The sequence below is a fragment of the Mesorhizobium sp. M1322 genome, from assembly GCF_040318085.1.
Classification (GTDB): domain Bacteria; phylum Pseudomonadota; class Alphaproteobacteria; order Rhizobiales; family Rhizobiaceae; genus Mesorhizobium.
Genome location: NZ_JAMYLP010000013.1, coordinates 39,148 through 52,597, shown reverse-complemented (window position 1 = coordinate 52,597; position 13,450 = coordinate 39,148). Strand labels below are relative to the sequence as shown.

Here is a 13,450-nt window from a genome sequence, read left to right as displayed (position 1 = left end):
CTTTTGTCGATGGCGTTCGGTTCTAACGAGCGAGTGACCCCAAGCCATTGAACCTCAAGGAGTGGGCTCACCCTCCGCGCGAGGCACGCCGTGGGTTGAATGTTCCCGTGCGCAACTAGGTTGGCTAATACTAGCAAGAGAGTTCAATGCTCTTTTCGACGCTTGGCTCACCACTCGCTGAAGTGTGTCGAGTGAGTGGTTAGCTAAGAATGGCCGTGTCAATTTGTGCAGCGAACGCTCGCCCGTCGGCGGGACGTATCGATGCATCGTGATGCAGCGCCTTGAAGATCGGCCCGAACAGTGCGTCTGGACCGTGCCAATCTAATCGCGACAACACTCCTGTAGGGTGACTTCGGTTCACTACGAACCAGAATACGGATGCGAGCTGGAAAACATCCGATGCGGCATTGATTGCGTCCTGACGGCCAATGCTGCGGTTATTCGCTTCCGGAGACATCCAGAAACGGGGGCCGACAACCTCCCAATCAGGGGTAACCCGTTCCTCCTCTGCACAATCGTGTGGGTCGCAAAGGCCATAGTCGCTAAGGACCCAGCGATCCCCAACGACCAAGATGTTGTCCGGCTTAATGTCCCTATGGAAGGCTCGGGTGTGTATCCGACCCAATGCATGCGCGAGGCCCCTGAATTGCGCGATGAATATCTCAGGTGGGATCTCCTCGGCCTTCACGAGGGCAGACAGCGTCTTGCTGCCGAGGCCCATGATGAGGAAAGGTATGTCGATATCTTTCGCCACCCCGAAGCGTCGCTTCTGTCGGCCGGCAACGTTGCCGTGGTCCTCGTAGACTATCAGGTGATCGTGCTTCAGCTCGCTTAGTAAGACCTGCTCGCGCGCGAACCGCAGCCGGCGCCGCTGCCGCAGATCGAGTTGAAATTTAATCGCGAACTCGAGACCATCGGCGATATCTATGCAACGGTGCACTACGCCATTGCCGCCCGCCGCTATCCGCTCGGCAATTTCAAAGTGCCGCCCGGCAAACGAGACGAGTTGGTCATCGACTTCAACGAACTCGCGAGGCTCTACCTCACCATTACCGGAGAAGAGGATCGCCACAGCTCAAGAGCTCCCGGACGCCGCACAATTCGCGGACCGCCAACACGAGTTAGTGATCTGATAGCTAACGACGTCCTTCGGCCATTCCAGCACACGTTCCGATGTCTCATGCTCGCTCATGAGTCTGTCACAACCCGAGCACACGTCTAGAAGTGACACCTCATCGCGCTGTAGCTGCACAAGAATCGTTGTGAACATCTCGACCGTCCGCGCGTCCGGCCGACGCTGCCGGTATGTTCCCTCCAGGATGTTGAGCAGGAAATTCTTACGCCAGGATCGACTCGATACCGAATTGGCCTGCGAAACGCACTTGATCGCATACTCGCTGAGGATGTCGACTGGAGACTCGGGCGCGATGTATTTGTCGAGCAGCTTTAGATCCTGACGTAGCGGGACGAGGTCTTTTCTCTCGAGCGTGCACCCTGCCCGGCGGAGTTCGACGAAGGAGAGGAACAGGGAGTAGAAGTCGGACTTCTGGCGAAAGCGTGTACTACGGAGCGGGAGCGCCCGCTCGTCGAACACAAGCTTGATGTCTTGCAACGCCGCTTGGAACTCTTTTTTCGCTTTTGCGGCAGCCGCGACTTCCCAATTGGCATATCGAGAATAGAAATAGTCTAGGTCGCCCTTTTTGTCCTGCGGCCCCTCGAGCATGCCGGCGAGCACCTCAGACATGAACTCGACGTCCCCCATCCGCCGTCGCTGTGCGATGCTGAAAACCTTCGCTTCTTCCAGGTACTCGTCAAGGGAGAGTTCAGTCGACACATCAAGGAAGGTGCCAGGATAGTCCGCTTTGCGAAGTTCCTGCTTGTTGAGCGGAAGCGAGTACTTATTCACTCGTGAGTAGACCTCGCGAACCTCTGCCTCGTCAAAGTCGAGCGCCTCATTGAAGTCAATCCGATACTGGAGAATCTTCTGTCGTTCAGCCACTGGAAGCTCGCTGAACTTCTTGCCGAGGTAGGGACCCGCGTATGGGGACTCAAGGGCAAACTTGTCGTCAAGGAACCCGAGGATAGCTGAAATACGCTGCTGACCATCAATTACGCGACGGTGCGTGCTTTCATTTACGACCTCGTTCCAAAGAAACATCTTCGGCATCGGCACCTGTCGCAGGATCGTATCGATCAGCATGATCCGCGCGGCAGAGCTCCACACCTCTTTCCGCTGGAACGAAGGACGAACTTCGAGCCGCCCTGACCTCTGCCAATCGCGTAGATCTGAAACAGGGTGCGGACTTGAGTTCCAGATACCCACACCGTTCCCCCTTTTGAACTGACGTTTACACTACGGCGATGTCCAACACCAGGCTCGCTTCCCGAGATACCCCTATATACGCAGACCTGCGCCCGGGCAGAAATCCCGACACCTGACGGCGGCTATTGGGCGAAGAAGGAAGCGGGCAAGAGAACCTTCCAGGTCGCGCTGCCACAGCGCCTGCCCGGTATGCTTGACGAGGTTAGCCGACCTTGATGAGCAGACCCTCGTTGCACATACGCGCCAGATAACAGCGGGGAATTCCAATGCTAGTTAGGTCGCACGTTCGCACTTCACCCTTTTCGCGGGCAAGTGCGACAGCGCGTTCTCTGAGGGATGGCTTCGGCCCGCCGGCCAATCGGATGCGCTCAGCGCGCTCGCGGTCGCGCTTCCGAATCTTGATAATGGGCTGTGGCATAGATTTGAAGGGGATCGGCAACTCGCAGTTCGCAGTTTCGTTCAGCCCGGGGACCGAGTCGGCATGGCCGATCCCATACCCGACAGCCTGAAACAGAAATGTCAGCCTCTCGATCACGATCGGCCAGAAGACATTCATGTCTCCATGAAGTCGATACTGGAGCCGAGCGGTTCGGATTTGATCGTCCACCTCCTTCAACGCATTACCGAGCATGTCCAGGAGTTCGAGGCCGACTTCCGGCGCAACCCATGCGGAACGCCGCTGGGCGGAGTATTCGGATTGGCACGGGTTGACCATTCTCTGAAGTGCGTCGTCGCGACCGTCGCGCGGCTTGGCCTCCTTCCAACCACCTGGGTAGGTCTTCGTAAACAGCCGAAGATCGTCAACGTGAACAAGTTCGTGAAAGATGGTGTGGAGCGCGCGCTTGTGGTCCTCGTGGCCTTCGTCAACCACCCGGCGGACTAGTGGCATCCAGATCACCACGCTCCATATCTCGCCGTTCCGCATGACGTGCATAGCCATTGCGGCACCTTGTCCGTACTCGTTGGATGTTGGATCAGCGGCTGGGCTGCCTTGGCCACGGTCAACGCTCGCCAATGCTTCGTAATAGTCCGTGCCAACCACGATAGACTCGAGACGGCTTAGGTCGAGATACCTGGAAATGCCCCGAGTCGCTCCCAACAAGCCCGAGGCAAACGCTCTTGCCTCTTCCTCGTTGTCATTCTCCCAGCCCCGAATATTGACATTGAAGTCAGGGTAAAGGGTTGGCTTAGCCGCGAGGTCGATGCTGTTGTAGTTTTGGATAGATATTTCGTATGCAGCCATGGTGCCCCCCCCAAAGTTTCGGGCCCAGTCATAGGCGAGGTGTTCTGGGGCTGTAAAGGCGAAATACTTTCGCAACATTGCGCGAAGAAAGTTCTGCAAACTCCAAGGTCCGCTTCTGGCCATGAATTCGGTCGAGCGCGAATGGCTTCCGCTTGGGGCCGAAAGCGTAGCGGGCTTTCCCGGCACAAGGAGCTATGACTTCGAGGCCGTCATTCGTCGCTCAATTTCCGGAGTTCGGAAGCCGGGACGCGGCAGCGATTTTTTCATTGCTTCTTTCGATTCCATCTCCTGATACCACAGCGGCGTTTGGCTGCTGGCCTTTTGGGGAACGCCATCGCCTTGGCCGAGAGACAGCACACGGCCAAGAGGCAGCATTTGGCCGACGGCCTTGAAGGGAACGGGCCAGCCGTGTGACGTCCGCCTCCTGAAATTCGACCTCCCCGGTGTTCCGGATGAGTGGTCCAGCACGGCGGAGGCCGCGTCTCCGCGCACTTTCAGGTCCGTCAGGATCGTCGTGAGGCTGCGCCGAAGGTCATGCGGGGAGAAATGCGGGATGCCTTCCAGCAGGTCGACGGACTCCCGTTTCTTCACGACCGTATCCTATCCCCGAAGCCTCCGGATCATCAGGTTCACGGTCGTGTCATGGATGGGTAGGTCTTCGATTTCCTCGCTACCCGCCGACGCACCTTCTTCGACGGGAAGGCCCATTTTGAATCGCTGTCGATGCCGATCCGCGCCCGTTCCAGCAAAAGCACCACGCGTGGGGGCAGCGGCAGCGCGTGATACCGTTTGGACTTCATGTCCTCCGCCGGGAACGCGGCGATCTTCCAGCCTCGCGCGTCCCTATCGCTTACCACGCGGGAGGCCAGCAGGGACATGCTGGCGGTGGTCCGCTGGGCCGTCAGGACGGTCCACCACAGGGCAGCTAGCGCCGCCTCCGTTGTCGGTTTTGCTTGCAATCTGTCCGGTCGGTCCCGATGCTTCTCCGCGATGTAGAGAACGCGGGCAATCTGTTCGAGGTCAAGATTCAAGCGAGCATCGCGAGCAATCGGACAGCAGGCAGCATTCAAATCCTCGAAGGCGTCCGTCGACATTCGACAGGAGACATATGGCGGGCGCCAGCGCTGGCGCTGTACGACTGACGAAAGCGGCTCTCAATCCGAGGCGATGCCGTTCTTGATCCGTGTGAGGCGGCTTTCGCCTTCCTCCGGGCCGAAGCAGCTTTCGAAATCATTGCATTCCCGGCAACTGGGCGCGCTGCACAGCGAAAAACCTTCGGCCTCGCAGAGCTTGCGGTAAAAGTATTTCTTCCATTTCATGTTTTGGGTGTTGCCGGCCGCCAGCGTCGGAAAATGCGAGGCGAGCAGGCGGCCGAGGTCGGTTCGATTAAAAAGGCCAAGGTCCTGCCAGAGGTGGTCATAGCGCATGGCACGCCGGGCGATGATCCTGGCGAAGCGGGCGCTCGTCGGGTCGCCAGGTCGGGCATGCGCCAGCAGCAGTCCATGCAGAAGTTCTTCCTCCAGATCCGGCTCGGGCTCGCTCACCTCTTTCAAGGCAAACGCGTTGATAGGAATAGCAGGGAAACAGCGGGACAGGACATCGCGCAGCTCGGCGCGCGAAAGTCCGGTTGCCTCCGTCGCCGTCGCCTCGCCGGCCTCGATCTCCTCGAGCGCACGTGAAAGCACACAGGCAAGCACATGCTGGTCGAACCTCCTCTCCAGCTCGATCTGCGGCCATTGGCCGGTGCTGAGCCGGGCATAATGTTGGGCAAATATGGTGCGTTCTCCTGGTTTGTCCTATCAAATCATGCAGAGATCCGGCCTGCCGCAACATGGGTCGGGCAGTTCTTCGGGTATACGCAGTCGCGGATCGCCTCGCGGTCGAGTAGTTCGGCAATTTTCGTCTGGTCCATCGGCTCTGTCGCAAATTCTGTGATTGGAAGAGGCGTTTCGCGAGCCCCGCCCTGCCGTTTGCGCCTCATGGGGAACACTGGCGCCGGAAATGCCCCCGCGGAGTTGGACGTGGACCGTGCTGGGACAGAGGTCGCGTGCTGTTCTTTCCAATGCGGCGAAATGGTCGACCCCATTCAGGCCCGCCAGACTCACGGTTGAATGACGTCTGATTCAAAAGCGTCAGCGGCGGGTGAGTTCCAGCGCACGTTCAGGACAGCATCGCGCGCCTCGCGATGCCGGCAGCTCCTCCCCTTCCGCAACTTCAATGTCACCAGGCAGGATATAACCCTCGTCATCAAGCTTGAAGATGTCCGGCGCTTGCGCCGCGCATCGCGCGTGACCCTGGCATTTGGCATTTTGGACGATGATGCGCATGGCGGTGCCTCCATTGTCTGTGCCCCGGCTCGGGGCGGGCCTAGGACCAATCCAGGATCAAATTTTCGATCCCGAACACATGGCCGCCAGAGGTTATGGGTGCCGTACCCTGCTTGATCCTGAAAGCCGGGATGCGCGCCAGCCACTCCTCCAGGCCAATGACAATCTCCCGCCGGGCAAGGTGTGAGCCAAGGCAACGGTGGGGACCATAGCCAAACGCTGCGTGGCGGTTGTCCTCGCGCTCCAAATCGATCGTGTTGGGGCATTCGAATTCCGCCGGGTCACGATTGGCAATCATGGTGGCGCAGGAAACATAGTCCCCCTTCCGGATCGGCGCGCCTTCGAAGTCGATATCTTTCGTAGCCACGCGGATCAACTGAATGGGCGGATAGGCCCGCAGCAATTCTTCGGTTGCGAGCGGGATGCGGTCCGGTTCGCTCCGCAGCAATTGCTGATCTTTGAGGTTGCGCGCGAGGTACACCAAGTCAAAGCCTATAGCTGCTGCCACCGTGTCGAGCCCAGCGACGAAGACAAGCACGCCGATGCCGCGGACTTGGGTGTCCGTCAGCCGGCGGCCCTCGACCTGTGCCTGCACGATAAAGGTCATGAAATCGTCAACCGCCTCCTGGCGGCGCATGGCTGCAAGTTCGTCGATGAATGCCACGATCGTCCGGGCAGCCACAGGTCGTTCCTTATTGTCGCCGTGGAGCAGATCTTTCCCCCAGCCGACGAATGTATCGAGTCGGTCATCGGGCAACCCCAGAAAGCGAAGAAAGGTGCTCACCGCGAAAGGAAAGGCAAAATCCTTCATCACGTCGCAGCTTGTGCCCGACGCGGCGATCCTTTCGATCAGCTCGACCGCCCGTTCGCGGACAGCCGGTTCCAAAGCCAACACCCGCTTTGGCGAAAGCAGCGGATTGAGCAGTGAGCGAAAGACGCCATGGGCCGGTGGATCGAGCTCAAGCGGGATCGTCGGCCAGTTTTCACCCAGTATGGAGGAGAAGATGCTGCGATGGCTGGAAAAAGTCTCTGCGTCCTGCAGCACCTTCCGCTGGTCCGCGGCACGGGTGATGACCCAGGTACCCCGGCCATCTTGCGTGTTGTAGCGGGAGTAAAAGATCGGAGGCCCCTCATGTACGCAAGCGACAGCTGCGTGTGGATCCCCGTTGGGTGTTGGTGGCATCCCTGGCGATGTAAACAGGCTGAAGTCCCTCACCATTTCGGGCGGGACATGATCTGGAACGGGTTTGGTTGCCATTTTGCTTTCTCTACATTGGCGTTCATGGCTCGATTGAGATTGCACCGCTGTTCATAAAGTCGATTTCCAGCATGGGTACGTCTCTTGTCGGGCCCCTTCTACATTCTGTCGCCCGATACAGCCCACCTGCACCAGCGCGGATGAGATCGGTTGCGAAGTCAATCAGAAGGGGCATCTCCGCCGCGCTGCGGTCATGAAGCAAAGCCGCCGCTTATCCCCGTTAGCGTTGAGAGGCTGGTCAAATCACCGCTGAGCTCCGTGACGCACTGCTGATGCCCTGCTGATCAAATTGTCGAAGCAAGTCGCGTGCCGGATAGGCGTACCCATGGCGCTGCACCAAGCGATGCCAACCTGCACTGGGCCCGCCGCCGCTAAGTTGATGATCACCTGTCCATCATTCTTAGGACAACGTCCGACAACCGACATCCACGGTCGGTTTTGTCGAGTCCGCGACATCGGGCTGTTCGGCCTGGCTGCTGCTGCACTGCCTTCCGGTCGACGAGCGAGAAGATCGCTCGCACGGCCCAGATTGAGCAACGACGCGATCCAGCGCAAGGATCGGGTGCGGTCCGACAAGACTCAGCGGCGCTTGCGCGCGATGATCGAAATTATCAACAAGGTCGAGCCGCGCTTCGGTTCGGCGCTGATGGCGTATGCGTTGTATCGCTCGCAGCCGCAGCAAGGCTTTCCGGTTAGACGGCGATGCACTCGTGCGCAGCGGTCCGCCCGGCGACGAGCTTGACTGTATCGATGCGGTCAATTCCGGCGTGCACACCTGACCGTCCGTATGCGCTACGACCTCGCAGCCGCTGTCGCAACGTGGTGCCGAGTCCTATGGCGGCCGGTTCAATCCGAGGGCCTGTCGGCACTCTAAACATCCCTGTCGGTCGGACCGGGAACGCGTGGCAGACTCTCGGCCAGAAACCGCCAGTCGCTGCGCTCGCGTTCGCCTTCCTTGCGCGTGCCGAAGAACTGGATGATCATCTTGCCGTCGGCGCCATAGGCTTCAATGGACGTGACGTGACCGTCCCTCGTCGGCTTGCGCACGGCCCAGACCTCGCGGATGTGATGGGTCCTAAGATGCAGATGGAAGGTCTCGTCGAGCACATTGATCCGCGGCCCGATCTGCTTGACCGACTTGATCGGGCCGGAATGGATCTGGATGCAACCACGATTGCCGACAAAGCACATGATCGGCATCTCGTCTTCGGCCGCCTGTTGGAACAGGGCGCCAACGGCATCATTGTCGAGCAGCCAGGCGTAATCCTCGTCGGCCATACGCATCGCCTGGCAGCGGCTGAGCTTCAGGGTCTTCAACATATGATAGAACTGATGCACGTCGCTCAGCCGGCTCCAGTGCTCGCGTAGGTCGTCGACCGTGGCGGCTTGGTCTGGACTCACTGCGTTATCGCGCGCCCCGCTCGCCTCGACCGATATGATCGGCTCCTGGTCGGAGGATACGAGCTCTGCCACCAGATTCTGATAGGCGTGCAGGTTCGAGGCGGGCCTGAGATGTACTTTGTGCATCGCCTCGCCGGTGGCATCAAAGAATTGCAGGCTGCGGCGGATCTCGGCTCCTTCGCGCTTCTCGACGGCGAAGCCATACGCCCACGCTTTCGGGAAGATGCGCAGGTCGATGTCGTCGCCGAGCACCATGGCATGCTGGTTGCCGGTGACCACTTTGTCGTAGACACCGATCTTTTCGTGCACGGCACTTTCATTGCGGGTGAGCGCCATCACCTCGCCGACCGCTTCGAGGCCGGTCAGCAGATCATCGACGCGCGGCTCGATGCGCACCGCGCCGTGACCACAATGCGCCGCGACCAATTCGGCTTCCGAAATGCCCAATCGAGCGGCGAGATCATGCTCCCGGATTTTCGGATTGTCTTCGCACGCCCGCCGGATTTCGTCCGGCGACGGTTTCTCGCGCTGGTCCATGTCTTACCCCTGCTTCCACCTACGTGTAAGGATCAGCTGCCCTGCCGGGGAATCTTCAGCCGATAGGGCGTGCCGTAATGCTCGACCCTGATCTGCTGCTGGCCCGTGAACAAAGTGTCGCTGGACAGCGTGCGCACGTCGTCGCACCCGCGCGAAAACCGGGGGTGCTGTCGGAGCGGCGAGACCCGAGTGACACGAGCAGGCACATGCCGATGGAATCCCATCGAGCCGGCCGGCGGCCACTGGGCGGTGGTGAGCGATTGTCGGTGTTGTCGCAATCGGCCAATCGGGCATTCGGATGCCACAGGCGGCGCTGCTTTGCCAAACAAAGCGTATCTGACCCAGTCCTGACATGTTGCTCCCTTGCTTCGCCCCATCGATCGCGAGGGCACCCACGACATGATTGTGGATCGGCAGTCTCTTGCCGCCTCGCCAAATGGAGCTTCAAAAAACGTGCCAATTGCGCCGAAGCAAGCTCAGAAGAAGTCTTCTGTAATGATCATTGGTTTAATGTGAGTTCAGCCAGAACTCAGGCCCAACATCCCCGTGGCGGACCCGACAAACCCGACAGTACGTGTCGGTTGGCCGACACCTTCGCAGCAATGGACTCACAAGAACCACCGCAGTGTCAGAGATGCCGCGCTGTGTTGAAACATTTTTCGCTTTGGCACGGTGCATGCAACGTGATGCGCAAGCAGGTCCCGGACTGAGGAGAATGGAGCCATGATTACGCTCACCGACAACGCTGTTGCCGCCATCAAGACTGCTCTTTCCCGCGCCAGCGAGCCGGCGGAAGGCTTTCGCATCATGGTCCAGGCCGGCGGCTGCGCCGGCTTCAAATACTTAATGGGCCTGGAGAGCGTGTCGCGCGAGGGCGACGCGATCACCGAGACAGATGGGATCAAGCTGTTCGTGGACGCGGGCTCCCAACCGCATGTCGCCGGCATGACCGTCGACTTTCTCACCGGGCTCGAATCTTCCGGCTTTGTCTTCGATAACCCCAACGCGCGCGAGAAGTGCGGCTGCGGCAAGTCCTTCAGTTGATCGCCCGAAGCGCCTGTGCGGGTCCATGAAGCGATTGCCGCCGACGCACTCATTTGCGGCAAAGGAGGCTTATATGGCCGGCACAACAGATGTCCCTGTCCTCAAGAACAAGGCAAGGTCGAAGCCGATCTTGGGACCGGCAATCGCTTCCGGTGGGATGCAAAGAACGTCGCCTCCCGAAACAGTTCGGTTCCTGGTGGCACCCAAGCTGCTGGCGGCCAAATCGCGCCGCTGCGCCAAATTCGGCTTATCGATAACGTTGTCGTGTTCGGGCGTCCTTACCTGCGGGCTGACGGCGGCGACTGCGGACTTGTCCATGTCGACGCCGATCCGGTCTACGTCAAACTCTCGGGCGTCTGCGCCGGCTGCCAGTTCGGGCCCATCATCATCAACGGCATACGCCAGAGGCTCAATGAGGCGGTCGCGCGCTCGCGTCATTCCGGTCAACTGAGGATCGCACATGAAACCTGTCTACCTCGACAACAACGCAACCACACGGGTCGATCCTGAGGTCGTGCAAGCGATGTTGCCGTTCTTTAGGGATCAATTCGGCAACCCTTCGTCGGCGCACGCTCTTGGCGCCTCAGTCAGTGCGGCGGTGAGAAAGGCGCGGAGGCAGTTGCAAGCTCTGATCGGCGCGGAGTTCGACGATGAGATCACCTTCACCTCGGGTGGGACAGAAAGCGACAATGCAGCGCTTCTTTCGGCGCTCGAGGCGGCGCCCAACCGAACCGAGATCGTGACGTCCGCGGTCGAGCATCCCGCCGTGCTGACGCTCTGCGCGCATCTTGAGAAGACCCGCCGCGTCAAGGTGCACAGGATCCCGGTGGATTGCCGTGGCCGGCTCGACCTCGACGCCTATATGGCCGCCCTCACCCCACAGGTGGCAATCGTCTCGATAATGTGGGCGAACAATGAGACTGGTGTGATCTTCCCGGTGGTCAGGCTTGCCGAGTTGGCCAAGGAAGTGGGCGCCCTTTTCCATACCGATGCTGTGCAGGCGGTCGGCAAGCTTCCGATGGACCTGAAGTCAACCGCAATCGACATGCTGTCGCTCTCCGGCCACAAGCTGCACGGGCCGAAAGGGATCGGCGCGCTTTTCGTAAAACGTGGCGTCAATTTCCACTCGCTGATCAAGGGGGGCCACCAAGAACACAACCGGCGTGCTGGCACCGAGAATACGCCCGGCATAGTCGGGCTCGGCATGGCGGCCGAACTCGCCTTGAAATTCATGGACGACGAGACCACACGGGTAAAGTCGCTCCGCGACCGTTTAGAGGACGGGATTCTCCAGCGCATCCCAAGCACCTGTGTCACTGGTGATCCCCTGGAACGGTTGCCCAACACCGCAAACATCTCCTTCGAACATGTCGAAAGTGATGGAATTCCACTCCTCCTCAGCCGCGTGGGCATCGCGTGTTCCTCCGGCTCCGCCTGCACCTCCGGCTCTCTGGAACCGAGCCATGTCCTGAGCGCGATGAAAACGCCACACGCGGCAGTCCGCTTCTCCTTGGCGCGGGACAACGGCGAAGCGGACGTCGACCGGGTGCTCGAGGTCATGCCGGCAATCGTGGAGAAGCTGCGTGGCTTTCCCAGTTCTGGGCCGGGTAAGCGAAGCTCCGAAGACGTTCAATCCGGTCTATGCCTGAGCGGCAGCAGAACCGGCTACCGTTCATGACCCGTCATGTCTTTCTCAACGATACGACCTTGCGCGATGGCGAGCAGGCGCCCGGCGTCGCCTTTACCACGACGGAAAAGCTGGAGATCGCCGAGTCTCTTGCGGCGGCCGGCGTCACAGAGATCGAGATCGGCACGCCGGTCATGGGCGCCGACGAGATCGAAACAATTCGCGCCGTGGTCGCGCGGTGTCTCCCGGTTCGGCTCATGGCCTGGTGCCGGATGACGTCGCTGGATCTCGATGCAGCGATCGAGAGCGGCGTCCACGCCGTCAATCTATCGCTGCCTGCGTCGGACATCCAACTTGCCGCCAAGCTCGGCCTCGATAAGGCGGGAGCGCTCCATGTCATCGAGCATATGGTCAGGCGCGCAGCCGCCGCCGGCTTCTTCGTCGCGGTGGGCTGCGAGGATGCCTCGCGGGCCAATCGGGATCATCTCGCCCGCGTCATCGAGACGGCTGCACGCGCCGGCGCAAGCCGCGTCAGGCTAGCCGACACAGTCGGCGTTCTCGACCCGTTTTCGACCTTCGAACTTGTCGCCCAGCTCGTGGCGCAGTCTCCAATCGACCTTGAATTTCATGCGCACAACGATCTCGGACTTGCTGCCGCCAACACGCTGGCCGCAATCCGCGCAGGCGCGCGCCATGCGTCCGTCACCGTCCTGGGGCTCGGCGAGCGTGCGGGCAATGCCGCGCTGGAAGAGGTGGCCGCCGCGATGGCGGTCTTCGACGGCGCGGATACCGGCATCGAGCTGACCGCATTGCCCGACCTCGCCGCCCAGGTGGCTTGGGCCGCCCGCCGGCAGACCGCGGCCATTAAGCCGGTCGTCGGCGCCGATGTTTTCACCCACGAATCCGGCATTCACGTCGCAGGGCTGCTAAAGGACTCGCGTACTTATCAAGGGCTCGATCCGGCTCTCGTGGGCCGCCGCCGGCGTATCGTCATCGGCAAGCATTCCGGCGCCACTGCGATTGCCCATGTGCTGAGCGAAAGCGGTCGCGATCTCGACCCGGATCTGGCAGCCGCGATGGTGGCCCGCGTCCGGCGCGAGGCGGCCGAGACCAAATCGACCGTCACTGCAACTCAACTGGTCGAGCTCTACGATGGAATGTGCAGCGAGGCATCCCTCGCGGAGCTGTGCGGGTCCAGGTCAGCCGTTCGCGAGCGCACCGACGCCACAGTTTTGCGACCAGGGAGAATGCAATGAATTGTTCCGCTGACAGCCGCCCCATCGATGTCACCGACATCCTCGCACGACTGAAGCGCCTGTCGGCTGCGGAGGAGTTCTTCGCAGTCCTTGGCGTCTCCTATGATCCGAAGGTGCTGAATGTCTCGCGGCTCCATATCATGAAGCGCGTGGGCCAATACCTTGCCGAAGAAGATTTCTCCGGTCTGCCCGACCAGGTGATTGCCGCGCGGGTGCGCGCGACGCTCGAACGCGCTTACGAGGACTTCGCGGTTTCCTCGCCGCTCACCCATCGGGTCTTCAAGGTGCTCAAAGACCACGATCCGAACAAACCTGCCACGCCGGGCCGCACCTTTGTCCCGTTCGACTCCGTACTGAAGCGGTTCGGACAGGAATGACCGCGACACGGGTTGCGATGCGACAATGTCGAGAAGCCGACAAATCTGGTCATCACC

General features: G+C 60.3%; 15 protein-coding genes and 1 pseudogene. 6 read left to right on the top strand and 10 right to left on the bottom strand.

Features of this window, described 5'->3' with window-relative positions; genetic code table 11:
- Nucleotides 1–199: 199 nt before the first annotated feature.
- From NKH12_RS07740 to NKH12_RS07705, 8 genes are all read right to left on the bottom strand, one after another.
- On the bottom strand, nt 200–1,072 hold the full coding sequence (locus tag NKH12_RS07740) for a protein kinase domain-containing protein (RefSeq protein WP_352494977.1): 873 nt from the start codon (nt 1,070–1,072) through the stop codon (nt 200–202).
- Nucleotides 1,073–1,075: 3 nt separating this feature from the next.
- On the bottom strand, nt 1,076–2,323 hold the full coding sequence (locus NKH12_RS07735; protein WP_352503036.1) for a GmrSD restriction endonuclease domain-containing protein: 1,248 nt from the start codon (nt 2,321–2,323) through the stop codon (nt 1,076–1,078).
- A 202-nt stretch (nt 2,324–2,525) separates the two neighbouring features.
- On the bottom strand, nt 2,526–3,566 hold the full coding sequence (locus NKH12_RS07730) for a type IV toxin-antitoxin system AbiEi family antitoxin domain-containing protein (protein WP_352503035.1): 1,041 nt from the start codon (nt 3,564–3,566) through the stop codon (nt 2,526–2,528).
- A 192-nt stretch (nt 3,567–3,758) separates the two neighbouring features.
- Nucleotides 3,759–4,157: a hypothetical protein gene (locus tag NKH12_RS07725; protein ID WP_352494974.1), complete on the bottom strand. Its 399-nt coding sequence runs from the start codon at nt 4,155–4,157 to the stop codon at nt 3,759–3,761.
- 38 nt (nt 4,158–4,195) lie between these two features.
- The gene (locus tag NKH12_RS07720) at nt 4,196–4,660 is read right to left on the bottom strand and encodes a site-specific integrase (protein ID WP_352952576.1); all 465 of its coding nucleotides are present in this window, start codon (nt 4,658–4,660) and stop codon (nt 4,196–4,198) included.
- A gap of 60 nt (nt 4,661–4,720) precedes the next feature.
- Complete coding sequence (locus NKH12_RS07715; RefSeq protein ID WP_502894883.1) at nt 4,721–5,341, bottom strand: nitrogen fixation protein NifQ; 621 nt, start codon at nt 5,339–5,341, stop codon at nt 4,721–4,723.
- Nucleotides 5,342–5,698: 357 nt separating this feature from the next.
- The gene (locus tag NKH12_RS07710; RefSeq protein ID WP_352494972.1) at nt 5,699–5,893 is read right to left on the bottom strand and encodes a ferredoxin; all 195 of its coding nucleotides are present in this window, start codon (nt 5,891–5,893) and stop codon (nt 5,699–5,701) included.
- A 40-nt stretch (nt 5,894–5,933) separates the two neighbouring features.
- On the bottom strand, nt 5,934–7,151 hold the full coding sequence (locus NKH12_RS07705; RefSeq protein ID WP_352952575.1) for a cytochrome P450: 1,218 nt from the start codon (nt 7,149–7,151) through the stop codon (nt 5,934–5,936).
- 438 nt (nt 7,152–7,589) lie between these two features.
- Between NKH12_RS07705 and NKH12_RS07700 the strand changes: the two are divergent.
- A pseudogene (locus tag NKH12_RS07700) lies at nt 7,590–7,930 on the top strand (hypothetical protein).
- A gap of 91 nt (nt 7,931–8,021) precedes the next feature.
- Here the strand turns inward: NKH12_RS07700 and NKH12_RS07695 are convergent.
- Both NKH12_RS07695 and hemP read right to left on the bottom strand, forming a co-directional pair.
- Complete coding sequence (locus NKH12_RS07695) at nt 8,022–9,089, bottom strand: hemin-degrading factor (RefSeq protein WP_352952574.1); 1,068 nt, start codon at nt 9,087–9,089, stop codon at nt 8,022–8,024.
- Between the two features lie 32 nt (nt 9,090–9,121).
- On the bottom strand, nt 9,122–9,313 hold the full coding sequence (hemP, locus tag NKH12_RS07690) for a hemin uptake protein HemP (RefSeq protein WP_352952573.1): 192 nt from the start codon (nt 9,311–9,313) through the stop codon (nt 9,122–9,124).
- 499 nt (nt 9,314–9,812) lie between these two features.
- Between hemP and NKH12_RS07685 the strand changes: the two genes are divergently transcribed.
- From NKH12_RS07685 to nifW, 5 genes are read left to right on the top strand one after another with little or no spacing between them, the layout of a single operon-like run.
- Entirely contained in the window at nt 9,813–10,133 is a 321-nt protein-coding gene (locus NKH12_RS07685; protein WP_023678237.1) for a HesB/IscA family protein, read from the top strand.
- Nucleotides 10,134–10,148: 15 nt separating this feature from the next.
- Nucleotides 10,149–10,643, top strand: a complete 495-nt coding sequence (locus NKH12_RS07680; RefSeq protein ID WP_352952572.1) for a NifU family protein — start codon at nt 10,149–10,151, stop codon at nt 10,641–10,643.
- Nucleotides 10,594–11,811, top strand: coding sequence for a cysteine desulfurase NifS (gene nifS / locus NKH12_RS07675; RefSeq protein ID WP_352952571.1), 1,218 nt, complete (start codon nt 10,594–10,596; stop codon nt 11,809–11,811). The genes NKH12_RS07680 and nifS overlap by 50 nt, the downstream gene beginning before the upstream one ends.
- Entirely contained in the window at nt 11,808–13,016 is a 1,209-nt protein-coding gene (nifV, locus tag NKH12_RS07670) for a homocitrate synthase (protein WP_352952570.1), read from the top strand. The genes nifS and nifV overlap by 4 nt, the downstream gene beginning before the upstream one ends.
- A complete protein-coding gene (gene nifW / locus NKH12_RS07665) occupies nt 13,013–13,393 on the top strand; it encodes a nitrogenase stabilizing/protective protein NifW (protein WP_352503026.1) in 381 nt (126 codons plus the stop codon). The genes nifV and nifW overlap by 4 nt, the downstream gene beginning before the upstream one ends.
- The last annotated feature ends 57 nt before the right edge of the window (nt 13,394–13,450 follow it).

Excerpts from the sequence above, each read along its gene's own strand:
- nifW (WP_352503026.1), top strand. The coding sequence starts at position 13,013 with ATGAATTGTTCCGCTGACAGCCGCCCCATCGATGTCACCGACATCCTC.
- NKH12_RS07730 (WP_352503035.1), bottom strand. The coding sequence starts at position 3,566 with ATGGCTGCATACGAAATATCTATCCAAAACTACAACAGCATCGACCTC.
- nifV (WP_352952570.1), top strand. The coding sequence starts at position 11,808 with ATGACCCGTCATGTCTTTCTCAACGATACGACCTTGCGCGATGGCGAG.
- NKH12_RS07705 (WP_352952575.1), bottom strand. The coding sequence starts at position 7,151 with ATGGCAACCAAACCCGTTCCAGATCATGTCCCGCCCGAAATGGTGAGG.
- NKH12_RS07695 (WP_352952574.1), bottom strand. The coding sequence starts at position 9,089 with ATGGACCAGCGCGAGAAACCGTCGCCGGACGAAATCCGGCGGGCGTGC.
- hemP (WP_352952573.1), bottom strand. The coding sequence starts at position 9,313 with ATGGGATTCCATCGGCATGTGCCTGCTCGTGTCACTCGGGTCTCGCCG.
- NKH12_RS07685 (WP_023678237.1), top strand. The coding sequence starts at position 9,813 with ATGATTACGCTCACCGACAACGCTGTTGCCGCCATCAAGACTGCTCTT.
- NKH12_RS07710 (WP_352494972.1), bottom strand. The coding sequence starts at position 5,893 with ATGCGCATCATCGTCCAAAATGCCAAATGCCAGGGTCACGCGCGATGC.
- nifS (WP_352952571.1), top strand. The coding sequence starts at position 10,594 with ATGAAACCTGTCTACCTCGACAACAACGCAACCACACGGGTCGATCCT.
- NKH12_RS07720 (WP_352952576.1), bottom strand. The coding sequence starts at position 4,660 with ATGTCGACGGACGCCTTCGAGGATTTGAATGCTGCCTGCTGTCCGATT.